Source organism: Streptomyces sp. NPDC045846 (assembly GCF_056431605.1).
In genome coordinates, this window is sequence record NZ_JBWKKJ010000036.1 from 1 (window position 1) to 26,072 (window position 26,072).

Annotated in this window: 28 protein-coding genes; 17 read left to right on the forward strand and 11 right to left on the reverse strand. The window is 69.8% G+C overall.

Annotated elements, in window-relative coordinates:
* Positions 1 to 328 precede the first annotated feature (328 nt).
* Positions 329 to 619 carry a hypothetical protein gene (locus tag AC07F3_RS41315; protein ID WP_479120203.1) on the forward strand — a complete coding sequence of 97 codons (291 nt, stop codon included), beginning with the start codon at positions 329 to 331 and terminating at the stop codon, positions 617 to 619.
* A gap of 1,851 nt (positions 620 to 2,470) precedes the next feature.
* Here AC07F3_RS41315 and AC07F3_RS41320 read toward each other — a convergent pair.
* The 5 genes from AC07F3_RS41320 to AC07F3_RS41340 form a co-directional block, all read right to left on the reverse strand.
* Positions 2,471 to 2,782, reverse strand: a complete 312-nt coding sequence (locus AC07F3_RS41320) for a DUF6087 family protein (RefSeq protein WP_479120204.1) — start codon at positions 2,780 to 2,782, stop codon at positions 2,471 to 2,473.
* Between the two features lie 80 nt (positions 2,783 to 2,862).
* Positions 2,863 to 3,996 (reverse strand): methyltransferase domain-containing protein, encoded by a 1,134-nt coding sequence (locus AC07F3_RS41325; RefSeq protein WP_479120206.1) that lies wholly within the window; start codon positions 3,994 to 3,996, stop codon positions 2,863 to 2,865.
* Entirely contained in the window at positions 3,996 to 4,964 is a 969-nt protein-coding gene (gene tgmB / locus AC07F3_RS41330) for an ATP-grasp ribosomal peptide maturase (protein ID WP_479120208.1), read from the reverse strand. The genes AC07F3_RS41325 and tgmB overlap by 1 nt, the downstream gene beginning before the upstream one ends.
* Positions 4,964 to 5,263, reverse strand: coding sequence for a putative ATP-grasp-modified RiPP (gene tgmA / locus AC07F3_RS41335; RefSeq protein ID WP_479120209.1), 300 nt, complete (start codon positions 5,261 to 5,263; stop codon positions 4,964 to 4,966). Before tgmA ends, tgmB begins: the two co-directional genes overlap by 1 nt.
* A gap of 269 nt (positions 5,264 to 5,532) precedes the next feature.
* Complete coding sequence (locus tag AC07F3_RS41340; RefSeq protein ID WP_479120210.1) at positions 5,533 to 5,883, reverse strand: hypothetical protein; 351 nt, start codon at positions 5,881 to 5,883, stop codon at positions 5,533 to 5,535.
* Positions 5,884 to 7,378: 1,495 nt separating this feature from the next.
* Here AC07F3_RS41340 and AC07F3_RS41345 point away from each other — a divergent pair.
* From AC07F3_RS41345 to AC07F3_RS41385, 9 genes are all read left to right on the forward strand, one after another.
* Positions 7,379 to 7,567: a hypothetical protein gene (locus AC07F3_RS41345; RefSeq protein WP_479120211.1), complete on the forward strand. Its 189-nt coding sequence runs from the start codon at positions 7,379 to 7,381 to the stop codon at positions 7,565 to 7,567.
* Positions 7,564 to 7,857 (forward strand): hypothetical protein, encoded by a 294-nt coding sequence (locus AC07F3_RS41350; RefSeq protein WP_479120213.1) that lies wholly within the window; start codon positions 7,564 to 7,566, stop codon positions 7,855 to 7,857. The genes AC07F3_RS41345 and AC07F3_RS41350 overlap by 4 nt, the downstream gene beginning before the upstream one ends.
* Positions 7,858 to 9,091: 1,234 nt before the next feature.
* Complete coding sequence (locus tag AC07F3_RS41355) at positions 9,092 to 9,919, forward strand: hypothetical protein (protein ID WP_479120215.1); 828 nt, start codon at positions 9,092 to 9,094, stop codon at positions 9,917 to 9,919.
* Between the two features lie 54 nt (positions 9,920 to 9,973).
* Positions 9,974 to 10,216, forward strand: coding sequence for a hypothetical protein (locus tag AC07F3_RS41360; RefSeq protein ID WP_479120216.1), 243 nt, complete (start codon positions 9,974 to 9,976; stop codon positions 10,214 to 10,216).
* Positions 10,217 to 10,266: 50 nt separating this feature from the next.
* Complete coding sequence (locus tag AC07F3_RS41365) at positions 10,267 to 10,620, forward strand: pilus assembly protein (protein WP_479120218.1); 354 nt, start codon at positions 10,267 to 10,269, stop codon at positions 10,618 to 10,620.
* Positions 10,620 to 11,069 (forward strand): TadE/TadG family type IV pilus assembly protein, encoded by a 450-nt coding sequence (locus tag AC07F3_RS41370; RefSeq protein ID WP_479120219.1) that lies wholly within the window; start codon positions 10,620 to 10,622, stop codon positions 11,067 to 11,069. Before AC07F3_RS41365 ends, AC07F3_RS41370 begins: the two co-directional genes overlap by 1 nt.
* Positions 11,070 to 11,205: 136 nt before the next feature.
* On the forward strand, positions 11,206 to 11,655 hold the full coding sequence (locus AC07F3_RS41375) for a hypothetical protein (RefSeq protein ID WP_479120221.1): 450 nt from the start codon (positions 11,206 to 11,208) through the stop codon (positions 11,653 to 11,655).
* A gap of 9 nt (positions 11,656 to 11,664) precedes the next feature.
* The gene (locus tag AC07F3_RS41380) at positions 11,665 to 15,015 is read left to right on the forward strand and encodes a LysM peptidoglycan-binding domain-containing protein (protein ID WP_479120223.1); all 3,351 of its coding nucleotides are present in this window, start codon (positions 11,665 to 11,667) and stop codon (positions 15,013 to 15,015) included.
* A 204-nt stretch (positions 15,016 to 15,219) separates the two neighbouring features.
* Positions 15,220 to 15,951, forward strand: a complete 732-nt coding sequence (locus AC07F3_RS41385; protein WP_479120225.1) for a prepilin peptidase — start codon at positions 15,220 to 15,222, stop codon at positions 15,949 to 15,951.
* A gap of 164 nt (positions 15,952 to 16,115) precedes the next feature.
* Here AC07F3_RS41385 and AC07F3_RS41390 read toward each other — a convergent pair whose 3' ends face one another.
* The 3 genes from AC07F3_RS41390 to AC07F3_RS41400 form a co-directional block, all read right to left on the reverse strand.
* Entirely contained in the window at positions 16,116 to 16,568 is a 453-nt protein-coding gene (locus AC07F3_RS41390) for a hypothetical protein (RefSeq protein ID WP_479120226.1), read from the reverse strand.
* Positions 16,569 to 16,780: 212 nt separating this feature from the next.
* On the reverse strand, positions 16,781 to 18,493 hold the full coding sequence (locus tag AC07F3_RS41395) for a DUF2637 domain-containing protein (RefSeq protein WP_479120228.1): 1,713 nt from the start codon (positions 18,491 to 18,493) through the stop codon (positions 16,781 to 16,783).
* 156 nt (positions 18,494 to 18,649) lie between these two features.
* Complete coding sequence (locus AC07F3_RS41400; RefSeq protein WP_479120229.1) at positions 18,650 to 18,985, reverse strand: hypothetical protein; 336 nt, start codon at positions 18,983 to 18,985, stop codon at positions 18,650 to 18,652.
* Positions 18,986 to 19,119: 134 nt separating this feature from the next.
* On the opposite strand from AC07F3_RS41400, the gene AC07F3_RS41405 reads away from it, so the two are divergent.
* From AC07F3_RS41405 to AC07F3_RS41415, 3 genes are read left to right on the forward strand one after another with little or no spacing between them, the layout of a single operon-like run.
* Positions 19,120 to 19,356, forward strand: coding sequence for an antitoxin MazE7 (locus AC07F3_RS41405; RefSeq protein ID WP_479120230.1), 237 nt, complete (start codon positions 19,120 to 19,122; stop codon positions 19,354 to 19,356).
* Between the two features lie 6 nt (positions 19,357 to 19,362).
* Positions 19,363 to 19,518: a hypothetical protein gene (locus tag AC07F3_RS41410; protein WP_479120231.1), complete on the forward strand. Its 156-nt coding sequence runs from the start codon at positions 19,363 to 19,365 to the stop codon at positions 19,516 to 19,518.
* Positions 19,519 to 19,545: 27 nt separating this feature from the next.
* Positions 19,546 to 19,743, forward strand: a complete 198-nt coding sequence (locus tag AC07F3_RS41415; RefSeq protein ID WP_479120233.1) for a hypothetical protein — start codon at positions 19,546 to 19,548, stop codon at positions 19,741 to 19,743.
* 25 nt (positions 19,744 to 19,768) lie between these two features.
* Here AC07F3_RS41415 and AC07F3_RS41420 read toward each other — a convergent pair whose 3' ends face one another.
* The gene (locus AC07F3_RS41420) at positions 19,769 to 20,743 is read right to left on the reverse strand and encodes a transcriptional regulator (RefSeq protein ID WP_479120234.1); all 975 of its coding nucleotides are present in this window, start codon (positions 20,741 to 20,743) and stop codon (positions 19,769 to 19,771) included.
* 600 nt (positions 20,744 to 21,343) lie between these two features.
* On the opposite strand from AC07F3_RS41420, the gene AC07F3_RS41425 reads away from it, so the two are divergent.
* On the forward strand, positions 21,344 to 22,267 hold the full coding sequence (locus AC07F3_RS41425; protein ID WP_479120235.1) for a methyltransferase domain-containing protein: 924 nt from the start codon (positions 21,344 to 21,346) through the stop codon (positions 22,265 to 22,267).
* 121 nt (positions 22,268 to 22,388) lie between these two features.
* On the opposite strand, the gene AC07F3_RS41430 is transcribed toward AC07F3_RS41425, so the two are convergent.
* Both AC07F3_RS41430 and AC07F3_RS41435 read right to left on the reverse strand, forming a co-directional pair.
* Positions 22,389 to 22,619: a DUF397 domain-containing protein gene (locus tag AC07F3_RS41430; RefSeq protein WP_479120236.1), complete on the reverse strand. Its 231-nt coding sequence runs from the start codon at positions 22,617 to 22,619 to the stop codon at positions 22,389 to 22,391.
* On the reverse strand, positions 22,616 to 23,506 hold the full coding sequence (locus AC07F3_RS41435; RefSeq protein ID WP_479120237.1) for a helix-turn-helix domain-containing protein: 891 nt from the start codon (positions 23,504 to 23,506) through the stop codon (positions 22,616 to 22,618). The genes AC07F3_RS41430 and AC07F3_RS41435 overlap by 4 nt, the downstream gene beginning before the upstream one ends.
* A 362-nt stretch (positions 23,507 to 23,868) precedes the next feature.
* On the opposite strand from AC07F3_RS41435, the gene AC07F3_RS41440 reads away from it, so the two are divergent.
* From AC07F3_RS41440 to AC07F3_RS41450, 3 genes are read left to right on the forward strand one after another with little or no spacing between them, the layout of a single operon-like run.
* The gene (locus AC07F3_RS41440) at positions 23,869 to 24,372 is read left to right on the forward strand and encodes an ATP-binding protein (protein ID WP_479120239.1); all 504 of its coding nucleotides are present in this window, start codon (positions 23,869 to 23,871) and stop codon (positions 24,370 to 24,372) included.
* Complete coding sequence (locus AC07F3_RS41445; RefSeq protein ID WP_479120240.1) at positions 24,369 to 25,058, forward strand: recombinase family protein; 690 nt, start codon at positions 24,369 to 24,371, stop codon at positions 25,056 to 25,058. Before AC07F3_RS41440 ends, AC07F3_RS41445 begins: the two co-directional genes overlap by 4 nt.
* Complete coding sequence (locus AC07F3_RS41450; RefSeq protein WP_479120241.1) at positions 25,055 to 25,669, forward strand: helix-turn-helix domain-containing protein; 615 nt, start codon at positions 25,055 to 25,057, stop codon at positions 25,667 to 25,669. The genes AC07F3_RS41445 and AC07F3_RS41450 overlap by 4 nt, the downstream gene beginning before the upstream one ends.
* Positions 25,670 to 26,072: the final 403 nt, after the last annotated feature.

Consider the following 26,072-nt stretch of genomic DNA (forward strand, 5'->3'; position numbering starts at 1 on the left):
CCCGCGGAGCGGGTCCCTCAGCGCTGCGCGCTGAGCAGGGAACCGCCCCGCTTCGCGGGGCGGGCACCGGGTTCGCTGCGCTCACTCCGGTGAACTGCATTGCTGCGCAATGCAGTTGCCTCGCTTTGCTCGGCTGGCCCTGCGGGCCGTGAAGTCCCGCGCTTCGCTTGGGACTTGGCCTCGCGCTGCTCGGCCGGGCGGGCTCGCTGCGCTCCCCCGCCTGGGCTTTCCGGCTTCGCCTCCAAGCCCTCAGGCCCGCTCCGCGGGCCAAGCCGGCTACAGGAAGGGGTGGGGGGTGGTCTTGACCGCGTTCCCTATGCTCAACCACATGACCGATGACTCCAACAGGCCAGCAGCCTTACGGACCCGCAGCAAAACCATCCTGACTGTTGTCCTGGCCATAAGCATCGCCGGGCTTGCCTGGGCGGCCGTCTGGCACTTCTTCGGATGGCACTACTGGGGCCTCGCCTGGCTCGCATCAAAGGCCGCGGTCAAAGCAGTCATCCTCGGCCCGCCCCTCGTGGCAGGAGCCGTCATCTGGCTCCGCCAGCGATACAAGAAACCAGTCCCACCCCCTCCCGCGGATGAGCCCCCTCCCGCGGACAAGCAACAGACCTGAACGCCGCCACCACGACACCGTGTGCCTGCCTGGTTGACATCCTGCATCACTCTTGATGCAGGATGTAGGGTCTCTGGATCGAGATGGGTGCCGCAGAGGGCATCCCTCGCCGGCTGTCGCGGGTCGCTGAAACCGCGTAGTACTCAACCAACCTGCGCAACATTGCCCGGAGTTGGGAACTCCGCAGGCCAGACGCTCGCGTGTCCCGGGCTCTGCGCGGATTCAGTGAGCCACCAGACCCGCGCCTCGTTCAACCAGGGCGCAACACCAGGCCAGCAGCGCGACGGCTGCTCAGTTCCGCTGACCGATGACACGTGCCCTCGGGACGTCAGTGGACCTGAGGCATTGTCAGCCAGCCTGCACAGCAGACCACTCCTCCCCCCTGTACCAGGCCGGTGCAGGGCCAAGTCCCGGCCTGGTACGTCATCTCAGCCCGTCTCCCACCAGAATCCGGCCCTCACAGCCGGACAGGACCACCCCGGCGGCCGCCCCGAGCGAGGGCCCCGGCCGAGCGCGCCCCGCTCTCCCCGCCGGGCCATCCCCGCCGCACCCGCACACCCAAGCCCCCACCCCATCCTTTCTCCATCATCGGGCGCAGGGAGTCGGGCAGAAGGGGATGCCTGACCCCTCACCACGCCCAACCATCCCGCCTGACCAGCGGCTTACCCCAACCCACCAGAGCCGGGGTGCAGCAGATAGTGCAAGAGATACCGCAGCAGATGGTGCAGCACATACGGCAGCGGCATTGGGGAGCTGCACACAATGCCCCGACCGGATGGAAAAGCGTGTGAGAGGCCTCGCATCGCCTACCCAGGTGCAAGCATCCGGGCAGGCGATGAGGTAGCGCCTTTGCACACCTCAGCTCTGTGCAGAACCCAAGTCCCGCCGATGCACAAGGAAGTGACATCCGTGCTACGCACCCGGCCACCAGCCCCACCTGCACCGCGCGGCCGCACCAGCCCACCACACCCCGCACAGCCGCCTACGACACCAAGCATTTCAGACCGCCGGTGTGCTCTCTCCACGGTCATCAGGTGGCTACAAGCGCTGGCCATGGGTTCTGGAGGGGCCCCTCCAGAACCCATGGCCAGCCCCAGACCAGCTCGACAACGGCCAACACCCCTGGCTGAGCCTACGCACTACCAACCGCCGCCATCACCGCAGCCCCCACGCTGCACCGCACCCTCCAGCACCGCCGCGTTCGAGGCCAGCCGCCGAGTGCGCCAGCCCGACAGGTGTCCCGCACCGAGGCGCACACGCTGCCCACCTGCGCACTGAACCGGCCGGACAGCGCGCAGAATCCGTCGAGGGCATGAACGAGGTTGGTCAGCGTCGTACTCAGGCTCGTGGCCTGCTCATGAAAGACGGGCGCGGTGAGCTTCACGTCCGCGACCTTGATACTCCAGAACCTTGCCGTCGTCGCCCACCCAGCCCCTCCCCGTGCTCCCCGTTGGCAGCCCAACCTTCCCGACCCTGAAAGGGAGAGGCAAATAAAATCCCAAGCAATCTTCACGCGGAAGCAATGATGTCCGGTATGGCTCGCGACACGTACCAGTCCGGCGCCGGACACCGGGACACCGTGCCGTGTCCTGCCTGTGTCCGGGCTGGGTTCATGTGTCCGCGACGACCGGCGCCATCATCAGCCACGGGCCATTGCCGACCAGCCATGGCCCGTGAGTTGGCCCTCATCCAGCACTGAGGGGCCTGGCGCTTTCCGGACAGACATCTGACGGCCTATTTCGCGCATCGATCACCAACAGCACGTGCTGCGGACCGTCGGCAGGGCCATTGATCTCGACGTGATGTACCAGTTCAAGCTCAGAGTTGGCGTGAGGGTTGGCGTGTGTGGGATCAGGGCTTGCGGAAGACTTCTGTCGGCCGCCAGGGCTCCTGGGCGGGGGGCAGTTTGCTGAAGCGTGGAAGGGCGACGCGTTCGGCTGCGGTGTGCGCGTCGGTGTCGTGCGCTGCCGTAGGCCGGTCGGCGGCTACACCGCTCGGGGCCCACTGGTGCCCGTCCCATTCCAGGATCCCGCGCGGGGTGTCCGGGTCGACGTGGGCGCCGTGCTGGGGTCCTTCGCCGAGGGGAACAGCCCTGCGTTCGCCGGGGTTCGGCCGGCGGTCGTCTCGGCGCGCGGCCCATTCGTCGAGCGGTTCGTCATCCATGGGTGCGTCTTCCCCTTCGGTGTCGCCTGTCCAGTCTGCCCGGGTTGGGTGCACCGGCGAAACCCCGGCGGCCGGGCCGGTCAGAGGGTGATGGTCCATCCGTCCCGGGCGAGCGTGGTCACGCCGTCCGGGGTGATGCTGACCCGGGCTCCGTAGACGGGCAGTTCGCCGTGCTCAAGCCATCTCCAGCGGATCGCTTCGAGCTTGTCCCACAAGCGCCTCGGTCCGCCCTGGTGCACGGTCGCGCTGCGTTCTCCCGGCTTGGTGCGGGCCCTGGCCCAGGAGCCGTCGGCGTGCAACATCCACACCGTCCGGCCGCCGTCGTCATCGTTCTGCGTGCGGTGCTCGATCCCGGGCGCTGTCAGCGACAGCATCGACCAGACCTCCCATGCCTGCATGATGTCCAGGGCCGGGAACGCGCTCTCGGTGACGTCGTCGCTGTCACGGTCGCGGACGGAGGTGAACAGGTCGTCATGCATCGGCGGGTAGTCGTCATTCGTCCGTGTGGCCATGAATGCCGCCCGGTCCCATTCGGTGCGGCCGGTCGCGCCGCCGTCGTCGGTCTTGTCAGCGGTGAGGATCAGCCCGGTACCGGCGATGGTGGTGACCAGACGGCCGCCGGGCCGTAGGGCTGCGAGCCACGATGCGGGGATTCGGGGCATGGACACCATGGACACGATGCGGTCGAAGTCGCCGGGCAGGCGTCCGCCTGCGTCCGAGGTGACCACGCGGGGGTGCAGGCCGATGCGGTCGAGGCGGGTGGCGGCGGCGTCGGTGAGGTAGGCGTCCACGTCGATGGTCGTGACGTTGTGGTCGCCGACCCTGCGGCTTGCCAGGGCGGCGCTGTAGCCGGACCCGGTGGCCACGTCCAGGAAGCGGCACCCGGCATAAAGACGCCCGTGCCTGAGCATCTGCACGACGAGTCCGGGGTGGGTCGAGGACGAGGTGGGGCGTCCGGTGACCGGCTCGTTGGGGATCGCATGATCGGCGTGGCTGGCGCCGACGCGGGTCACAAGTGTCCGGTCCGTGTATGCGGCCCGTGCCCATGCTGCGGTGTCGGCGGCTCCGTCGGCGACGGTCCAGCCCGTGGGGCCCGGCTCGAACCAGCGCGGCACGAACAGGTGCCGGGGAGTCTGCGCCACCGGCCGGTACCAGTCGGATTCCGGGTACGAGACTGCTCGTGCGAGGGCGGCGGCGTGCTGTTCCCAGTCCATCAGGGGGTCACTCCTTGCAGGTCGTCGGCGAGAGCCTGGGTGATGGGGAGTCCGGTTGCGCCCTCGATCCAGTCCCATTGCCCGCACGGGTTCACTTCCAGGAACCACCACCGCCCGGCGGGGTCGACGGCCAAATCGGCCGCCCCGTACCGCAAATTCAAGCGGTCCATCAGGCGCGTCATGCCGGCCGCGACCTGGTCAGGAGCGATGGTTGTGGTGTAGGTGAGAGCGCCGTAGTCGCTGCGCCAGTCCTCCCGGGCCGCATCACTTCCGGCGTGGATCGCGGCGGCGAACATGCGGCCCCCGATGAAGGTCAGCCGCACCTCGTGGATCTTGTCGACCCACGCCTGAAACAGGTGGGCGGTCGTTTCGATGCCGCGGAGATCGGCGAGGTCCTGCGGTGTCAGGCGCCTTGTGTAAACGGTTTTGAGCTGGCCGTCTTCGATCAGGACCGGGGAGGCGACCGGCTTGCAGACAAGCGGCCCGGTGCTCTGCGCGGCGAACTCCCGCACCGCATCGGGCCGGTTCGTGATCAGTGTGGGAGGGATGAGCAGCCCACATGCGCGGGCCGCATCGAGCTGGACAGGCTTGTACTCGGCGCGTGCCATCGCGGTGGGGTGGTTGACCCATCGGCAGTCGAGAGCGGACAGGACGCCGCCGAGACCGGCGCGGGCCTGGGCTGCGGCGAACCGTTCCTCGGGGCCGGTCATGCCTGGTGGGAACCGGAACGCCCCGGGCGCGCGGTACAGGACCGCGCCGACCCGGGACAGATCCACCGTGCGGTGCTCGGTGGCCAGTTCACCCGTCCAGGCGTGCCGCTGGTCGATCCGGGAGGCCAGGGACAACCGGCTGGGAAAGTCGGCGGTGTCCATGCGGAACACCTCCACCCCGCGACTGGTCAACTCGCTCACGATGCGATCGGTCGGCCAGTCGTCGTCGGCGGTGATCACCAGGACGGGTGCGCTCATCAGTCCTTCGGCCCCTCGTCCAGCGGCGGCGGGTTCGAAACGGAACCGTCCGGGACCGTCGGGGAATGGGTGTTGGCCATGCATGTAAGCAGGCCGCCATCGTGCGACACGTTCACCTGACGCTCGGTGTCGTAGAACGCCGCCGGAACGGTGACGGCGCCGGTCGAGTCCGGGACACGGGCGAAGCGCAGTGCCCAGGGGCGTGTCTGTGGCCCCGAGGGTTTTTCGGTGTTGTGCGGCAGTCGGCCGCCGGGCGGCGTGAGGGGGAACGCTTCGTGCTGGGTTGCGGTGGTGGTCACACCGGGCTCCTTCATCGGTCCAACGGGTGCCCCCTGCCGGGGCCCAGCATGCGTGAACGAGCAGTGCCCCGGCAGGGGGCAAAGGGGGCGGGCGGGCTCTCCTCTGAGGTGGAGCGCCCGCGCTGGTCCCGCACGGACGGGTCCAGCCAGGACGTCACCGCGCGGGAGTTGCAGGGTCGTTCCAGCCCCAGGTCGGGAAGCGACACGGTCGGCGTCCCGGTCGATGCCGACGGGGAGCAGCTCGAACACGTCGGGGTAGCGGTCCTCGGTTATGGCGTTGAGGAAGTCCGCGGCGCCGAGCTGCTTGCCGCTGTCGAGGATGGCTGGTGTGGCGTCCGGGTGACGGTCGGGAACAGAAGCCGGGCGGCGCGGCCTTCGGTGGCGGGGGTCAGGCCGAGCCAGTCGGCGAGCTGGTCGGGGAGGAACTGCGGCTTGAGCTCCTTGCCCTTCGCGTTTCGGATCGGTGCTGTGGATCCGTTCAGCAGGGCGTCGGTCACGACCTGGTCCTGCGTGGGGTGGAGCTCTTCGCCTGCCTTCACCCTGGCGGCGACCTGGTCGTAGAGGCCGAGGGCGTCGAGGAGGCCGAGTCCGATGGCAGCGGCCGACGGCCAGGGCAGCACCCGTGCCCCGCGGCCGCACGGAGGCCGGCTCAGGGGGCGCGAGGGTGCGAACGGCCGGACCAGGTGGCGGGCTGCTCTGGGCAGCGCGGAGCCGGGCGGCGGTGATCGCGGCAACCGACGTGCGGACGGGCCGGGGCAGCGGGCGGCCGGTGATGACGTGCTCGAGCTGCTCGGCGCTCCAGGCGTTCTCCAACAGGGCAGTGGCGATCTGCCCCTGGTCGTGGAGCGCGCCTCCGGTCAGCAGCAGTTCCGGGTGCTGCATCCCGAAGGCCAGCAGCAGCCGCACGCCCGCCGTGGCCTCGATCCGCTCCGGTGCCCCGGTCGGTGTAAGGGGTGCTGGCGGCAGGCTGTCGTTTTCGCGCGGGCGCGGTACGGACGGACGGATGGACGGGGTTGGTCTTCTGCTTGTTGGTCTTCTTTCTCTTGGTCTTCTTTGGCTCCGGATTCTCCAGTGCAGGGTCATCCAGTACTGGAAAACCCGTCATTGGCTGCGACCTGCGTGTTTGTGGCAACGCGGCGCCGGGAGCATCGTTGCCGAGCAGGTCGCAGAGATGGGCGGGCACGTCGGCGACGGCGTAGACGGCCTCACCTAGTGTCCCGTCATGGTTCCGCGCACGTTCCCGGACCAAGTAGCTGTACTTCTCCCGCTCCTTGAGACCGCTGTTGATCGCGTCCCGCCCGTCCGCGCAGCACTTCGCGAGCTCGGCCACCGTGACCCGCCATCCGTCTCGGTGGGTGGAGATCAGTCCGAACAGTCCCTCGGCCCTGAAGCTGATCCTCGGATCACGGAAGAGGGCGTGGGAGATCTGCGTGAAGCGGTCGCCCGCCCTTGCGCCGCGCCGGAGGCCCGCCCCATAGCCGCTCACCGTGAGCCTCCCGCCGGAGCCGCAGCTTTGTGAGGGGAGTTCACGCGACCGGAGTGCGGGCGCGGTGTGGCACTGGCGTCCAGGGCGAAGGGCAGGGCGTGGTGTTCATGGTCCATGTCCGGAGTCCACTCGCAGCCTCCGACCGGAACTCCGACCGGATGGCCCCACCCGGCGTCACGATCCGGTGACGTTCCAGCCCAGACCACAGAGACTCCAGTTCCCCACGCCCCAGCAGCCGTCGATAACGGCCACCGCGAGGACGACCCGTCGCCCCCGTCCACGGGCGGCCTGGAGCTGCCGTGACCGCCCCCGACTTCACTGCACTGCGCCGCGCGTGCGCCGAGGCGATCGCCGCCCGCGCGTACTGCGACGGCGCGCCGGGCTGCGCACGGCATTCGAGGCGGTGCTCCGAGAGCACTTCGTTCCCGACCGGATGTGGCTGCCGGAGCACGACGTCTCGGGGCCGGTGGCGGCTGCTGGGCCGTCAGAGGGAGCCGGTGGAGTGGGCACGGCGGGTGTACAGCCCGGACACCGCTTTGATCACGCAGCTCGACGACGGGGCCGGTGGAGCGAACGGGGCCCGCGAAGGGAGCGTTTACCTCCTCGTTGTCGTGTCCGTCGGTCGTGGTATGGATGCTGGGCGTGCGCGGCCGGGTGGAGGGGGCGGTACTGAGATCGGCACCGGCTACGGCTACAGGAGCGCGGTGCTGCGGGTGTGGCTCGGAGCGGCCGTCCAGCTCTGCGCGATGGATATCGACGAGGCCATCGCGTTCAGGCTCGCCGGCTTCTCGCCGACGGCGGTTGGCAGGCCGACGTGATCATCGGGGGCGGTGAGGCGGGGCCCAGGGCGGGCGCGCCGTACGGCGGAATCATCGCGACCGGCAGCGTGTGTCACGTGCCCGCCGCGGGGCCCGCCCAACTGGTCGCGGGCGGGGTGCTGGTGGTGCCGGTGGTGACTGCGTTCGGCACCGATGCGCTACTGCGGTGGAGGCCGGCGGGGCATCGGGCCGGTTCGTCGACGCGGTGGCGTTCACGCCGCTGCGCGGGCAACGCGAGCGCGGGTCATGGTCGTCGTACGGCTGGGGCCGGCTCCCCGACTACGGAATGACGCTTTCGGCTGGTACGGGACAGCGGATCTGGCTCGCTCCTCGGTGGCGGATCAGCCCGGGCGGTGCACAGCCATGAGGTGAGCGCCACGGTCGTCTCGGCCGCCTCCGATCCGCCGGACCGCGGTGCGCGGTGCGCAGCCAGTCTGGCCCAACGTTCTCCGCTGGGGGCGGTCGTGCCCGTACGCGTGCTGCGCTCCGGTGCGCTGATGCCTTCGGTTCACCGGGCTCGGGCCGCGTGCGCACTGCCGAGGTGTCCGGGGCGCCGCGCAGTCGGGACCGGCCTTGGCACGGCCGCCGGACTGGGGGACGGCGGTGGAGGGGGCTGGGGGCATGGAGGGGGCTGGGGAGGGGCCCCTCCACAGCCCCCTCCATGGTTTTGTGGCCGCTTCGTGATCGTGGAGGGGGCTGTGCGGTCGGCGAATCGGTCGGGGCTGACGGGTTGCGTCCAGGCAGCAACACATGGCTTCCACCTGGGAGTTGCACACGTCTTCTGCGACTGGGGCCTCGGGCGGCGAGGCGCCGCCGATGGCCGCGGGGGTGGGCCTTGCCCGGATGCGCCGTCAGGCCCGGCTCGGCCGCTGCGGGTGGGCCGCGCTCGAGTGCGGGCCCTCGCCCTGGCTGTGGCGGCCATGCCGTCGCCGACGGCGAAGGCGGCGGCTGTCCCGGCGCCGTGACCAGCACGGTGCGCACGACGGCGGCCGCCGCCCCGGCCGGGTATGCTGAGAACCTTTTCTGGCGGCCTGGCTGCGCAGTACCGCCTGGGCCTTTACCAGCCCTCCCACCACGCTTTCCCTCAGGTAGGCGAAGCATCTGTCGAACCATCCTCACGCGTATCGATCAGCAACAATTTCGCGCGCCGCACGTCCACAAGAGGCTCATCGCACTCAGCGACAGGTATGACGCGATCATCCCGCCCGGCTGAACCCGGCGGACTTCCCCGGTCACAGCACTACCAGGCCTTGGAGATCCCGTCTTGGGTACGATGACGCCCGAGCCTCACGGCCTCGAACTCGTCCTCTCCCAGGCCTCTTCGGGCGCCCAGTCGCTGCAAGGCCTGGAAGATGGGGCTGACTGTCCGGGAGAATCGCTTCTTCGTCGGCTCATCCAGCGGCCCCACGGTCAGGGCACCGTCAGCCCAGACAGCGGCTCGCTGCTCGCCGACTCCCCCGAAGTATTCGGCCTCCACATAAGCGACCGGGCCCGCAGCGGACCACCGAGCCAGCAGCGTGTCAAATGGTCCACGAACTCGCCCCAGCTCCGCCCAAATTGGGCCCGGCCCTCAAACGGCTCAGCCCGCCCGCCTCTACGGCCGGGACCTCCGCCCTGCCCGAACAGCGCGCGGAGAGCATGGTGGGCGCGTGGCTGGTGGCCCGGATTCCGGCACCGCTCCCGAGGGCGGACCTGGATCTGCTGAACCAGCCCGTCGAGCAGTTCCTGCTGAACAAGGTGCTGCTCGCCTTCGTCGGGCTGGTCCTGCCGTCCGTACTGAGCGCGGCCTGGATCGTGCTCGGCATCACGCTGCCCCTGTTCGTGCCCGCGGTGGCGGGCGTTGGGGCGGCGGTCGTGCTGTGGTGGGTGCCCGACCTGATGGTGCGCCGCGATGCGGGGCGGGCCCGGGAGGAGTTCACCCACGCCGTCACCGTCTACCTCGAGCTCGTCGCTCTGCGCCTGGCCTCGAACATCGCCGTCGACCAGGCCCTGGAAGACGCCGCGCGGGTTGGCGCCAGCTGGTCGTTCCTGCGTCTGCAGGAAGCCCTGCTGCGGGCCCGGATGGAGAAGACCTCGCCCTGGCAGGTCCTCGAAGACCTCGGCACCCGGCTGAAGATTCCGGTGCTGCGCGACGTCGCGGACTTCGCCCAGATGTCCGGCCAGGACGGCGCCTCCATCTACGCCCCCGTCCGCGCCCGCGCCAAAAGCACCCGCGCCGAGCAGCTGTCCGCGGCCGTGGCCAGGGCGAACGCCGACAGCGAGAAGATGCACATCCCCGGCGCCGTGATGTGTGTCCTGATCACGTGCCTGCTCGGCTTCCCCGTGGTCCTGAAACTGTTCGCGCTGTCATGACGGCCAGGCCACCTCATACCCCGTCGATCCCCCATTGCGTAAGGAGAACAAGCCGTGAAGGACACCTACTTGAAGGCTGGCATCGCCGTGTCACTGCTGGCCGGCACGGTGCGCGCACACTGCACCGAGGCCTGCCGGGAGATGCGTGAGCGTGGTGAGCGCGGTGACAATCCCGTGGTGACCGTGCTGCTGTGGGTCGCGGGCATCGGGATCGCGCTGAGTATCGTCGCCGCCCTGGCCGCGCTCGGCACCAAGGCATCCACCAAGGTCGACAACGTCAACCTCGACGGCAAGTGAACCCGCCCCGCCGACCCCAAGACGATGACCGGGGCTCGAACCCGATCCAGATGGCCGTCCTCTACCCCTTCGTGATCATCCTGATCCTCGTCCTGCTGCAGGGCATCCTGTGGGCGTATGCCCGTAACGTCGCCTACAGCTCCGCCCGGTCCGGCGCAGCCGCCGGACGCCTCTACGGAGCCACCCCAGGCGACGGTGCCGGCAAGGCGCAGCGCGTCCTGGACGAGGTGGGATCCAGCCTGCTCACCAACCGGCGCGTGTCCACCGACGGCAGCACCCGCGAGCAGTTGCGGGTCCGCGTCGACGCCCAAGCCCTCTCGATGATTCCCGGCCTGTCCGGCATCCACGTGCAGGCCGTCGTGTCCGGGCCCGTCGAACGGTGGACCACGACGGGAGCCCCCTGATGCCCCCAGCCACCCGGACGCAGCGGCCGGCGGATGCAGGCAGCGTCGCCGTCGAGGCCGCCCTCATCGTGCCGGTCGTGATCGTGCTCGTGCTGCTGTTCGTGGCCGGGGCCCGCCTGTCCCTGGCCGGGCAGAAAACGGACGCCGCCGCCCAGGCCGCCGCCCGCGCCGCCTCCCTCGCCCGAACACCCGCCACCGCAAGGGCGGATGCCAGGGCCGCGGCCGCCGACGCGCTCGCCTCCAGCGGCCAGGTCTGCCGCCACACCAGCATCGACGCCCAGGTGGAGGGCCTGGCCGTACCGGTCGGGCAGGTGTCCACCGTGACCGTCACCGTCTCCTGCACCGTACCCATCGGCGACCTCGTCCTCATCGGCGCCGGCCCCGGCGTACGCACCGTCACCTCCACCTTCACCTCCATCGTCGACGCCTACCGCGGGAGAAACCAATGAGCAAGCAACACCGCTGGCTGCGCAGGAAACTCGATGATTCTCCCGGAACTGGCCCCGGTCGTGTGGTCCTGCCTGACACCCCCCGCCCGCCGGGTTCCAACCCATTGGACGAACCCATGGCCCCTTGGGCTCGCGGATGAGCCCGCCTCTGCCGTGCGTCAGGCCGGGCCCGGCATCGCGGTGGGATGACCGCGGCGCCATCCCGGTCTTCGCCGCCCTCATCATCGGGCCCCTGCTGCTGTTGTGTGGGCTGCTGACCGTCGACGCGTTCGGGCTCCTGCGCGCCAAACAGCACGCCGACGACCTCTCCGTGGAGGCCGCGCGCGCCGCCCAGCAGGCCATCGACCCCGCCCAGGCCATCCCCGGCACAGCCTTCGTCACCAACCCCGCCGACGCCTCGACTGCCGCCCGCCTCTACCTCGCCCGCACCGGCGTCACCGGCACCGTCCAGGTCACCGACCGCGGGCACACCGTGACAGTCACCATCACCAGCCGCTACCACGCCGTGTTCTGGCCTCAGACGTTCACCGTGCACGCCACCAGCACCGCCGTCCTACTCCACGGCATCACCCAACCAGACCGATAGGGACTGCTCATGGCCCTCCCCCGCCCCGCCGCCCGCCACCCACACACGCTGCCCGGCGTCCTGCGCGCCCTGGCCGCGCTCCTCGCGCTGGCGGCCCTCCTCGCGGGCCTGCCCTGGCTGCTGTGGCAGGCCACTGCCGCGCTGCTGCCCGGTGGCCTGGACGGACTGAGCCATCTGTTCACCCGCACCGACACCACCAGCGTGGCGCTGCTGTTCGTCGCGGCCATCGGCTGGATGGGCTGGCTGTCCTTCGCCGTATCCGTGCTCGTGGAAATCCCAGCCCGGCTACGCGGGGTCAGCGCCCCCCGCCTGCCCGGGCTGGGCCTCAGCCAACGCGCCGCCGCCACCCTGGTGGGCAGCATCCTGGTGCTCCTGCCCACCAGTACGGCCCTGGCCGCCCCGGCCACCGCACACACCGTCACCGCCGCCCAACTCCCCGACCAGGCCACGCCCACGACCACCGCACAGGCCGACCAGTCGGCGGCCTCCACCGCCCCAGCCCACGGCACCCCCCAGGCACCCGCAGCCCAGCACACCTACACCGTGCGCCAGACACGCCCCGCCGAAAGCCTGTGGTCCATCGCCGAACACCTCACCGGCCACGGCCAGCTCTACACCAAAATCGCCGCCGCCAACGAGGGCCACACCATGACCGACGGCACCGTGTTCCGCACCAACGCCCCCATCCAACCCGGCTGGACCCTGCAACTGCCCACCGACCTGCCCCTCCTCCACCCCACACCCACGCCGGGCGCGGGCGGTGGGGCGACCGCCCCCGCACGGCACGTCACCGTCCATCCCGGAGACAACCTCTGGACCATCGCCGAACGCGAGTGGCACGACGGCACCCGCTACCAGGAGATCTTCGAAGCGAACCAGAACAAGCCCCAACCCACCGGCGGCCGCCTCACCGACCCCGACCACCTCGACATCGGCTGGACCCTCACCCTCCCCACACCTGCCCACCCCGCACCCCACCACCCCGCACAGACCCAACCGCCCGACACAGACCACCCCACCCCCACGCCACCGGCACCCCCACCACCGCAGGAAACCCCTCGCCCACACACCCCGCCAGCAACCCCTCCAGCACCCGACACGACACCGAGTCGGCAGCCTGGCCCCTCCGCCTCTGCCTCAGCCCCTGCCTCCGCACCAGCCACGCCCTCCCCCAGCCACGCCAACACTCCGCCTCCCACCACTGCCTCCCCGCCGGCGACAGCCCCTGACGAACAGACCGGGGCCGGGGTCCAACTCGCCACAGCTGTAGGAGCGTTCGCGCTGCTGGCCGCTGCCATCACGGGTGCCCTCACGCTGCGCCGCATCCTGCAGCGCCGCCGCCGCGCACCCGGCGAAACCATCGCCATCGCCGAGGAAACATCTCCGGCCGCAGCCCAGCTTTCCGAGGCCGCCGAGCCCACCCTGGTCGATGAACTCGACGTCGCCCTGCGCACCCTGGCCCACCACGCCCAGACCGACCAGCGGCCCCTCCCCGTGATCCGGGCCGCCCGGCTCAACCAGCACACCCTCGAGCTCCTGCCAGGTGAAGACAACACCGAACCTCAACCACCGTTCGAGGAGGCAGAGGACGGCTGGTGGGCCCTTCCCTCCACCCCCACCCTGCTGAATGCTCAAGAACTTGCGGCCGCGCCCGCCCCGTTCCCGGCGCTGACCACGATCGGTGCCACCGAGGACGGCAGCGTGGTGCTAATCAACCTGGCCCACACCCGCATCCTCCTCCTGGACGGTGGCGTCGAGCACATCCGGGAAGTGTGCACCTCCATCGCGCTGGAACTCGGCATGAGCCCTTGGGCCCAGCACCTGGAAATCGTCACCCTCGGCTTCGGCGACGAACTGCCCCAACTGCTCCCCACCTCGCGGATCGCGCACAAACGAGAGCCCGCCCACGCCGTACGCGACCTCGCCGACTGGATGCTCACCACCCACCAACAACCCGAACAAACCGACCAGCCCTACCTCCTGCTGAGTGCCGCCGAGCTGGACGACGACACCGCCTGGCACCTCGCCGAAACCATCGACAAAGCCCGCGACCTGCCAGTAATCCTGGTCGCCGCGGCCACCACCCTCGGCCGCCACTTCCCCGACGCCCTCATCCTCGACGCCTCCTCCAACGAACTCCAAGACCTCGAGGAACCCGGTCTCGCCCTCCGTCTACAACGCCTGGAAAAGGCGGCGTTCCAGCAGATCGCAGCCGAACTCCGCACCTCCGGCCAACCACCCCACCCCGCCCAAGACCCCTGGCACAACACCCCCCGCGAACACGTCGGCAAACCCATCGAGGCGTCGTCGGCTGCCGACCACCCGGCCGAGGGTGAAACCGGGGAAGACAGCCCTGCGCCTAAAGCTACAGTTGAGGGTCAGAGTCGCGGTTCGGGCGCTGGCGATGGCTCATCAGGGTTGGGGGCCTTCCCGGCGCTGATCACCGCGAGTACCAGTCCCTCCGGCCTCCCGCTCACGCCTGCCTCCTCAACCTCGCCCTCCGTGGAGGACGTCGGCATGCCATCCGACGTCGAGAGCGGCGCACCCGAGCCAGTCTCCCCCGCCGCGGCTGCCGCTCAAGTCGCAGGCGGTGCAAGGGCTCACGATGAGGACCTGGACGCCCCGCAGATCAGCGTGCTCGGCCCGGTCCGGGTACCCGGCCTCGACGGGTCGGGTCACGGGCCACGGATCGCGCAGCTCGCCGCGCTGCTCTACTTCAGGCCGGGCCGCAGCGCCGAGACTCTGTGCGCGGACATGGACCCGCTCAATCCGTGGTCGAAGAAGACCCTCGACTCCCGGCTCGGCGATCTGCGCCGCAGCCTCGGCGACGACCCGCACGGCAACTCCTACGTCCCCCGCCGCACCACCCGCGAGGACCCCTACCATCTCTCCCCGCGGGTGCGGTGCGACTGGACCGCGTTCCAGCACCATGCCGAACACGCCCTCACCCAAGGCCCCACCGCCATCGCAGAGCTCGAGACTGCGCTCGGCCTGGTCCGCGGCACACCCTTCGGCACCAGCCCCCCACCCTGGGCCCTGCCCCACCAACAGGAAATGATCACTCGGATCGTCGATGTGGCCCACACGATCATCACGTGGCGTATGACCCCCGGCCCCTTCCACGACCTGACCGCCGCACGCAAGGCCATCGCCACCGCACTCGAAGCAGACCCCACCGCAGAGATCATCTACCGCGACTGGCTCCAGGTTGAAGACGCCGCCGGAAACCGCCCCGGCCTGACCACCGCCGCCACCCGCATCCAACAGATCAGCCGCGACAACCACTGCCCCCTCGACCCCGAGACCGAACACCTCATCGACAACCTCTTGGGAGTGGGGCAGCGTGCGCAGGGCTTCTAGGACAGCCGGGAAGGTCGGTCGTCCGCAGGCAGGCACACTGACGACGGCCAACGGCCGTGCGCCGTCGCAGGGGGTGTTGGTCTGGGAGGTGCACACGGTGCCGCCTCTGCAGGGCCAGGGCGTTGATGGCCCGGGCGGCTGCGCGGCCCGTCGGGTCAGTGGCTGGGTTGTCGGTGCGCGGCAGGAGCAGCCCGGGGGGTGTGCATGCTCGTGACGTTGGCCGTCGTCTACGGAGCCCTGGCCGGGCTGCTCCTGCCGCGTGCCGTGTACCAGTTGGCCGTTCCCGCGGGTGAGGCCCGGCGGACCCAGTGTCCGGCCGGGCACCCCGCGCGGGCCTGGCTCGCACTGCCGCGCTGCACGTCGTGCGCCACCGCGGACCTGGCCGCTTCGCGCGCCCGCCGCTGGTACGGGCCTCCCGCCTCGGCCGCAGCTGCGGCCACTGCCCTGGCGTGCGGCGTGCTGGCCTCTACGACGGCGCCTTGGCCCGACCTAGCTGTCTGGCTGCTCCTGACGCCGGTCCTGGTACTGCTCGCCTGGATCGACACCACCGTCCACCGCCTGCCCGACGCCCTGACCCTTCCCCTCACCCCGGCCACACTGCTCCTACTCGGCGCCGCAGCACTCCTCCCCCACGCGGGCGGATCCTGGCCGGCCGCGGTGTGCGGTGCTCTCGCACTGGGCGGCGGGTACTTCGGTCTTTTCCTGATCAGTCCAAGGAGTCTGGGGTTCGGCGACGTGAAACTCGCCGTCGCACTCGGAGCCATGCTCGGCTGGTACGGCTGGCCCGCCGTCGTCCTCGGCGCCCTCGCCGGCCAACTCCTCGCCGCTCTCTTCGGACTGGGCCTGATAGCACTGCGCAGAGCCCACGCGAAAACCGCGATCCCCTACGGACCCTTCCTCATCTGCGGCACCCTGGCGGCGATCATCGCGCGATGATCGCCGAGCGCCCACCTCGGCGAAGCACCCGTCCGTCGGCGAACCCAACGCTGTAGTCACGGATTTGCGGCTCGGCGCACCCGCTGAAGCAACTGACGTAGTGCCCAGGCCCGGGGTTCTTGCCCCTCGATGCCTTGCGCACCGCACCAGTGCGCGGCGCGCAGTCAGGTCTCGGCACGCAGGTCACGGCGGGTGTAGGCCAAGAGCTCGGCCAAGGCTGCCTCGTTCGAGTCGGGCCGCCGGGTGCGCCAGCCGCTCACGGTTTTCCTCACCGTGTCGCACACCGTGCGCACCTGTGCCGTGAGCCGGTCGGACAGCTCGCCCACCGCAGCGCCGTCCGTGTCGTAGGGCCCGGTGATCACAATCGGCCCGTACAGCAGGTAAGGCAGGTCCATCTGCCGCCAGCCGCACGCCAAGGCCCACACAGCCAGGTTCGGCTCAAGCCCGTCCACGCTGCCGGCCGAGGGAACGTGCAGCACCGCGGCACGGTGGTAGTAGGCCGCCTCGGCGCTCCCACCCACCGCGCTGCGGATCTGCGCAGACTGCCCACCGGCATCACCGGCTGCCAGATCCAGCGCCGTCAACTGTGCGCCCTCATCGACACGCCAGACCCTCACGTCGCTTCCCTCCCTTGTCCCCGTCGTCCAACGCTGTGCGCACCGCGTCCGACGACCGGCCGCCAGTGACGGGGCGACACCGCCGGTCGGCTGCCTTCAACCCTAGGGTGCGCACCGGACCGGACTGCGCAGTTCACCGATCACACGGCGCGCAGCATTGCGCAGCCGCGCAACGAACGGCGCATCGGCGTGCGCATGGGCCGGATCGCCCCTCAGTGGGCCGAGTTGCTCATGTCGAGGGAGAACACCTGGTAGCGACGGCGGAAGTTGGGGAGGAACTCCTCTACCGTCGCCGCTTCCAGGGGCCGGTTGTACTGGCCGGTGATGCCGCGCCGGGCGAGTTCCTCCAGCACCGCAGAAACAGCGGGTTCGTCGTGCCTCTCGCGCTGCTCGGCCCACACAGCGTAGATGCGGAACTCCAGCAGATAGCGGCGCAGCGTGGCCGGGGCGACTGGGGATCCGTTCCGGTTCAGGATGCCCAGTGCGGCAAGGTGCCGGGAGAGCTGCGGGGCGGTGGGCTCCTGGCCCTTCTCGGCGAGGTAACCCTCCCAGGCGAGGAAGTACCGGTCCACGACGGTCAGCGTCCGGTCCGCAGCCATGCGCTGCTGCCCTCCGCTCTCCTGCGCCGTTCCCTCATCGCCCGTGGGCTGCTCCTCCGGGCGGGGCTGTGCTCCGCCGGGAGTGGTTTCGTTGACCGTCTCGTGCGCTTCTTCGGGCTGTGAAGGCGAGGTGGTCGAGGGAGGCGGAGCGGGCACGGCCCCAGGTCCTGTGGCCGGTTCGGCAGCCGGGGCCTGATCGGCCGGGTCCGGCGTGCGCCGCGGTGTACCAAAGAATGGGTGCGTGTCAGCTGTCGGGGCGGCTTCCTCAGCTGCGGGTGCCTCCGGCACCGCGGCCTGTTCCGGCGCCGCCACGAAGGGCGCCAACACGGCGGCGGGCAGCGGGCCGCCCGTGGTGGGATCCGTGATGCCGTAGGCCTCGGTGAGGAACCAGCCGAGCTGGCTCGCATCCGGCACGTAGCCGAACCGCGCCGTGAAATCACGGACGGCGCCAGCGAAGTCCACCTGCTGCTTTGGTCCCTCCCTCTCCCCCACGGGCGCCGTCTCAGCAGGACGCTCGGGAGCAGACGCTGCCCCTTCATCCCCGTACGGGCCGGACTCGTCCTCCAACCCCGCTGGAGCAACGGGCGCATCCGTACGTTCAAGGGCGACGGCCGTCGGCGGGGGCGGCAGGAGGACCGGGTCCATGCCGGCGGCGGCGAGGCCGGCGGGGGCGGTCTCGGCGAGCGGCACGCCGAACTTGGCCAGGCGCAGGGGCATGAGGGATTCGACGGGTGCTTTGCGGCGCCAGGCGCGGCCGTAGACGGCCTGGAGGCGGGCGCGGTAGACGAGGCGGTCCTGTTCGAGCTTGATGACCTGCTCGTAGGAGCGCAGCTCCCACAACTTCATCTTCCGCCACAGACGGAATGTCGGGAGGGGCGCCAGCAGCCAGCGCGAGACCCGGACGCCTTCCATGTGTTTGTCGGCGGTGATGTCGGCGATGCGGCCCACCGCGTGGCGGGCCGCTTCGACGGAGACGACGAACAGGACCGGGATGACGGCGTGCATGCCGACGCCGAGCGGGTCGGGCCAGGCGGCGGCGCCGTTGAAGGCGATCGTGGCGGCCGTGAGCAGCCAGGCGGTCTGGCGCAGGAGCGGGAAGGGGATGCGCATCCAGGTCAGCAGCAGGTCGAGGGCGAGCAGCACACAGATGCCCGCGTCCACGCCGATCGGGAAGACGTAGGAGAAGTTCCCGAAGCCCTTGTGCAGCGCGAGTTCGCGGACCGCGGCGTACGAACCCGCGAAACCGATCCCGGCGATCACCACGGCACCCGCGACCACCACCCCGATCAGGATGCGGTGGGTCCGAGTCAGCTGAGTCGCGGCCACCCGCGTCCCCTCCCCCTATGCCCGACATGCTGCTCGCTTCGGCGCCCCGGCTGCCCGAAGATCCGTCCACCCTGCCACGCGAGACCCACGCTGCACATCCCGCAACAGGCCATGGCGGGGCTCAACCGCCCGATCCGCTCCTTCAACCCCACAAAATCACGCGCTTGCACGTGACCGGCGGAGCGGCCTCGGAGCCAAGCCGGCCGGGCCGGGGATGTGCCGCTGGGGCCCGTCCCATTGAGGTGATCGACTACGCGGGGAATCCAAGGTGTCATCCATCACGCTCTCAATTCGCGAGCCTCTGTCGCTCTCCCCGAAGGCGCTGAGGAGGACCGCGCCGAACAGCGGCAGCGCCCCGCCGATGATGTGGAGGCCGCCGAGGATGAACAGGTCGACGCGCATCGCTTTGACCCGGCCGGGCATGGCCGTCGGCGGCAGGCCGTAGCCGGGGACGGTGAGCGGCGGCAGGGTGGTGGCGGGCGGGGTGCTCAAGGGTGCTCCTCGTGAACGTGTTCGGTGTCAGCACGCCTTCAGACGGGGCGGGGCCCGAATCTGTTACTCCGTGCGTGGGGGCGGACTTCGGTGAACGCTTCCCGGGGCGCCGTCGGCGGGTAGATACTCGGGGTATGGCCGATAGCACCCAGATCGAGGTCGATGCCGAGACCGCCGCGCGGCTTGCCGCCCTGGCCGGAGATCAGCCCCTCGGTACCTACCTGGCCGCCCTCCTCGACCACGCGGAGCACGATGCTGCACTCGCCAAGGCGGCCGCGGCCTTCGACCGGGTCACCTCGGTGCCCGGGATTCGGGAAGCGTTCGCGCGGGATTTTGGCTCGCAGCAGTCTGCGGCTACCCGGGCCGCGTGAATCCGGGTGGAGCTGCACGTCGATGTGCGCTGGCTGCTGGAGCGCCAGGAGACGCTGTTCCGCGACGTGTCGGTGCCGGACCATTCCGCTCTGGTCGCGGCTGTCGCCCGCCATCGTGTAAATACGCCCAGCCTGGACGTGGATGTCCCCGATCCTTACTGATGGGCGGCCGCGCTGCTGCACACGCTGGTGCTGCTCCGGCCCCTCCCCGACTACTCCAAGTTCTTCGCGTACGGGATCGCGATCGCGTACCTGGAAGCCTCCGGCGCGACGGTCGCGATCGTGTACGAGCCGTGGCGGGACCTGATCACGGATATCCGGCTTGTCCGGGTCGACGTGCATGAGGTCGCCGACCGTCTGCGATCGATGCGGCCTCCTGCTGTGTGATGCCGTTCGCCGGGCTCGTGCCGCGTCAGGCTGGCACGCCGACGGCCGCGACCAGTTCGCGGACTCCGGCAGCGCGTCCGTGCCGCCGATCCAAGTCGGCGACCACGAGCCGGATCGCGGGGCGCTCGCGCACCTCGGCGGGTGACACCCGAATCGCAGCGAGCAGTTCGGCAGCCGTTTGCTCGGGGCGGTCTTGCATCCACCACACGCGGGCAAGGTCGGTATGCATGCGGCCCTTGCGCTCTGCTGTGGCGAACTGACCCTCGTGTAGGTCGCGGCCCGCTTCCAGAGCCGCGCCAGGATCGCCGAGAGCCCAGTGCACGCCGACCGCGTACAGGTCGACGGCCGGCGGCGTGATCGGGAACAGACGTCCCGCGGGCGCCCGCGGGGGCAGGACGCGGGCGGCCCGGGTCGCCTCACGGATCATGGTGAGCGCCTGGGCCCGGTCGCCGGCCTTCGCCGCGGTGTAGGACTGGGTGCAGAGCATCTGCGTGTAGGCCGAGGCCTGCGCATCGGTTTTCAGGCCGGTGGCCTCCACTCGGGCGACGGCATCCGCGATGTGCCGCTCGGCGGCGGCCGCGTGGTCCTGGTGGCGCAGCACGATGGACATCTCGCGGGCGGCCGCAGCGGCGACCAGCGGAGAGCCGGACCATTCGGCGTACACCGTCGCGCGGTCGGCCGTCAGCCGGCCCTGATCGTGGCGGCCGACTTTCACCAGGACCTGCGCGGCAAGGCTGTAGGCGGAGGACAGGCGGGCGAGCTCGATTTCGTGACGGCTGCGGGCAGCGTAGTGCGCATCGGCTAGCAGGCCGGTCAAGGCCTTGAGGAGAGCGGCGTGCTGCCCGGCGTCGAAGTAGCCGCGGGCCTGAGCGAGCCGGACGTCCAGGGGCACCGTGGACCCGGTGGGATCGGGGACGCTGGCGAGCGCGGAGTCGAGGCCAGCCAGCAGGCTGACGGGGCCCGCGAGCCCGGCAGCGGCGAGCAGTGTGCGACGGCGCACCGGGTCCTCCTGGTGATGTGTGACGACCGTCACAACTGTAGTGGCTGAGATCGTGCAAAGCCCGAGAGACGCTGCGAGTAAGGGCGTTGGGACTCCGACGGCAGTCGCGGCCGCGCGGACGAGAGACAGGTCCGCACGGCTCACGCGCTTCTCCAGCCGGGAGACGGCGGAGGCGGAACAGCCGATCCGGCTGCCTAAATCGCACTGGCGCCAGCGCCGGGCCTGACGCCCCATCGTGATGAGCCCCCCCGGGGTGCTGATCCGCGACCGGGGCGCGCGCCTGAGCAGATCTCCACAACGGATCGACGCTGCTCATCGTCGCTGCCCCTCCCGGTGCCCAGCTCTATGGCCAGCCCACCGTAATAGCCGATCCGGGTGGGCGTATACGGCGCGTGCAGATCCTGCAAGTCGCTTGCAGGCAGGCGTAGTTACTGGTCATCTGGCGGTGAAGCCCGCGCATCGTGGGTGCGCGCGATCCGATGACCTCTGGAGGCATCATGGGCGGAAGCCGCGGTGATCATGACGGACAGGTGGGCGGGGACTCGTCGAGTCCGGGCGATCCCGGGAACCCGATGCCGGACCCGGAGCCGGAACCCGACGATGACTGAGGCTCCTCCCGGCGAGGCGGAGCTGGCGAGCCTGGCGGTCGAGCTGCGGGCCGCGTGCGCGGCCGAGCTCGACGGCCGGACGGTCGGGCATTTCAATGACCGGCCTTGGCTGCGCGCGGCCTTCCTTCGGGTGCCGCGCGAGCACTTCGTGCCGGACCTGGTGTGGTGGCCGACGCCGCGCGGAGACGGGCTGCATCACGTGATTAACCGTCACGAACGCCCGCGGGCCTGGCTCAAGGGCGTCTACCGGCCCCGCGCCTCCCTCATCACGCAAGTCGCCGACGGCGCGGTACGGCCCGAGGACGGCCCGACGGGCGAGCCCTTCACCAGCGCCGTGTCCTGCTCGGCGGTCGTCGTCGACATGCTCCACCACCTCGACCCCGGCCCCGACGACATCGCGTTGGAGATCGGCACCGGCTCCGGGTACAGCACCGCACTCCTGGCCCACCGTGTACGCCCCGAGAACCTGGTGAGCATCGAGATTGACATGCAGCTTGCCGACCGCGCCCGCCAGGCGCTCGCCGACCTCGGAATCCACCCGACGGTCGTGGCGGGCGACGGTGAGGCCGGATACCCGGCCCGCGGGCCGTACACGAGGATCATCTCCACGGCCGCCGTCCGGGAGATCCCGCAGGCCTGGCTCGACCAGGCCGCGCCCGGCGCCGTCATCGTCGCCCCGCTCTTCGGGCCCTTCGGCCACGACGGGCTGCTCCGCCTCGTCGCCGACGGACTCGGCGGCGGGCAGGGCCGTCTCGTCACGGGCGTGGCGTTCATGAAGGTTCGGGGGCAGCGAAGCGCCGATCGGTCGTTCGCCGACCTCGGGTGGCCGATGGCCGATGGGCCGTGGCCTGCGTACGCCGACGCCGTCTACCAGGTCACGGTACGGGACGGCCGCCAGAGAATTCGTATCGGCTGAGACAGCCAGACACGTGAAGGGAGTGGCCTTCTGGCGACTGTCAGACCCATGAGTCATTGTGTGACGCAGCAGTGCTCCGCCCCCAATTCGGCTGGGGGCGGAGCACAGTCTCGCTAGCGACTCAGCTGCCGAGCTCGCCGGAGCGCATCGGCCTGATAAACGCGTGCCACGTCGTCTCGCTGACGACGAGCGCGGGGCCAGCCTTGTCCTTGGAGTCACGGATACCGACGCCCGCGATGAGGGGAGCAATTTCGATGCAGTTACCGCCGTCTTGTGAGCTGTAGGACGACTTCTGCCAGGCCTCCTCAGGGGCGAGGTCGGTGGAAGGGCAACGGTGCATGTGTCGGGTCATTTCCACAGTTTCTTTTCGAGGTCGTGCAGGAATTGCGGAGTCTGGTTCGGTCCAGGCGCCGCCTTGGCCATCTCTTGGAACTGCCTGTCGAACTGTTGGACGTCCGACGGCTTCGACCACATCGTGGTCGACCTGTGCCCGTCACTCTGGACCACTGGGTCCAGTTCTTCGAACCTCAGCACGGTGAAGTTGAAGCCAGCGCGGTAGATGTCGGGCATCCCATCCGGGATGATCTGTACTTCTACATTGTCCTGACCGCAGAGCCGGATGATCTCTGCGTACTGGGTGCGCATCGTCTCGGGGGTACCCACGAGAGTGCGGAGTGTGCCTTCGGTCAGGATGATGTGGACAGCGCGCTCGCTGGTCTCCAGCAGCGTCTTCCGTTCCATTCGAGCCTGGACGCCGCTCTCGACAGCTGCGGTGGTCCTTTCCTCAACAACCTTGGCGGACCCCATCTGGGCTCGGGCGTAGTCCTCATGCTGCAAAAGTCCGTGCACTGCCCCCTTCTCGTAGCCCTGGATGGCAACTGAGTCTCGCTCCAAGCCCAGGTATCGCGGCATTCCGGAAGGCAGCACGTTCCGATACGTCGTGATGGGGTCTGTCTTCAGGGAGTCACGCTGTATCTGGAGTAGATCCGCGCGATTGTCTGGGTCCGACACTGAGTAGTGGTCCATCAGCGCTTCCAGGTCTGCCAGCTTCGGCAGGGGGATCTCGCCGGCTTCGACCCGGCTCAGCTTGGACCGCGAGAAGCCGAGCGCCAAAGAGACGGCCTCAGCAGTGAACCTGACCCCTGGCACCTCACTGCCCGCATCGAGGTCGTCGTCGTCCGCTTGCTCGGCTTCCCGTTTCTTCGCTTCCCGCAGAGCCTGGAGTTCCTTGCCGAGCATGACCCGAAGGTACGTCGGGCCCTTACGTGCAGCCACCTGTCTCCCCTATTTGTGCGTGTCCGTCAGATCTAGGTGCCTGTCCGCCAGATCAGGTCCCCTGTCCGGTCGATCAAGGGTCCTGTCCTCCAGATGAGGACGTCTGTCCGGAGTCTGGCACGCCCTGTCCTTCGTGCAACACCCCCTGTCCACCGCCAGGCATGTGCCAATCTGCGCTCCCATGCACTTTCGCTTGAATGTTAACTAGAGCGTGCAGCAGGCTAGTTGAGCCAGAGCAAGTACGGATGGCGATGCCTCCAATCTTGGTCCTTCGCACCGAAGGACGAACGACATCGCGCCCCCTGATCTGCGAAGGACACCACGCCATGGTCCTCACCACCCGCTGCGCGCCAGCCGCCACGAGGCCGCTTCCTGCGCGCATAGGCGTTGGCAGCGAGCACGTGCAGTGCGGTGGTGAGCAGTGGTTCGCCAGGTCTGCGAGCCCAGGGGAGCCGCTGTCCGCCGAGGACCTGGCATGGCCCGGGCGCTTCCGGCGGATCTCCCGAGCCTTCCTTAATCTCTGGGACCTCCGGGCTCTGGAGGACAGCGTCGACACCGTGCTCACGGAGATGCTGACCAATGCCCTGCAACACGGTGGCGGCATCGACATCGGCGTCCGGATCCTGCGCACGGCCACGGGTGTGCAGATCGAAGTCGCCGACAGTGCACCTCGACCGCAGGGCATGGCGCCGATCAACCTCGATGCCGAAAACGGCCGCGGACTCCGTCTGATCGGTCGCACCGCCGACGAGTGGGGCTACCGGGACCGGGACCATGCGCCGGGCAAGTGGGCCTGGGCCTTCCTCTCACCGAAGGAGACGGCACGGTGAACCAGCACGCCAAGAGCACCTCGTTACCCGGTTACTCCAGTGAGACGGACACCATGGCGCGGCTCGCCCAGGGGCTGCGTGCCCTGCGGCTACCACCGGAGCAGGTCGACGATCTGCGGTCGGAGATCCACCAGCTGCTCGACATCATCGGTCCGGAGCCCCAGTCGTCCGGAGCGCGTCGTGCGGTGGAGACGGCCCACTCGTGGCTGCTCATGCAGCCTCGCCGGCCCCAATGGCCGAGCCATCTCTTCATCGGCGGCCTGGAGGCGGTGGTGCGTGAACTCCGCGAGCACTGCCCGCGGGAGCCGGTGACAGGTGGCAGCGCCGCGGCGGCCTACACCTGCCTGCCTGAGCGAGGCGACCCGCTCACCGTACTGGGCCAGCTCCAGGGCGCTGCCGCGCTGCTCGGCGGCAGCCTTGACCACTACCACCACGACAAGGGACTGAGGGACTGGCCGCTCTGGGATCGGCCGGGCTGGCAACGGATCGCGCGCCTGGTGGCCGCGAGCAGCATCCAGATCCTCGTCCTGATCTCACTCGACGAACTGATCCAGGCATCGGGCGCGCGGCGCCCGCCCGATGCGGTGCGCAGAGAGACTCAGCGGGAGATTCGGAAGTGGTGCCTCAGTCACGGTGTGCGCCCGGTCTGCGTCGACGACCTGACCCGAGCGGCAGGCGCGGCGTGAACGCCGGAGCTTCGGCCGCCGCACCGGTGACGCTGTCGGACCGCCAGGGGGAGATGGTGCTGTACGTCGCGCTCGGTGCGTCGGCCGTCTCGATCGCCACCAAGTGCGGCCTCACGGAGTACACCGTGAAGACACACCTTCGGGCGGCACGGAAGAAGCTCGGAGCAGGAACGGCGGCGCAGCTGGTCCATCGCGCGTACGAGACGGAGCAGATAGCCGGCCCGGACCGGCTCGACTCGACGGTCGCCGTCGCCGGGATTGACCAGCAGGTGCTCCAGCTCATCTCCCTGGGCTACTGCTACCGAGAAATCGCGTCTGAGCTCGGCAAACCGAAGAACTGGGCCCGCGAGCGAGCCCGTGTGCTGCGACTCAGCCTCGACGCGCGCAACAAACCACACCTCATGACCCGGGCCCGCCAGTTCGGCCTGCTCGGCACACGCACCCCGCCCACCGATGCACCCCAACTTCCCGAGGAGACCACCATGTTCGCCATGCAGCCGCCCGACCCGGACTGGACGGCCCTCAAGACCGAGGAGCCCCAGAAGCCCCAGACAGACACGGACACCGAACAGCCTCCGGCCCCGGAAGAGCCATCCGGCTCGGCTCGGTAGGGCGGCCACGCACCAGGACGAAGTCGATGAAGCCACCACGCTCGCGACCATCCATGACATGTCCGTCCTCCGTCCGATGAGCTGGGCCCCACGCCCACGCCCGTAACGAGGCGGAGAACGGATCAGACCTCGGCGCAGCACGGCAGCCCGGTCCCCCTCTCGGCGGCCGCGCTGCGCCGAGCCCCGCCCCTTCCTGCCCCCCCCGTTATGTTCTCCATGGCTCCGCAACGGGGCCGCTGGCCTCTGGGCCCGGCATGACTTGGTCCCCCTGTCCGAGATGACCTGGGGGGTGGTGTTCACCGGGCTCAGGGGTGTTCGTCGGAGACGCTGATCAGAGGTCCGGCCACCGTCCGGTCCGGCGCAACGCCGGACGGTTCGCGGGCGGCAGGTCTGCATAACGTGG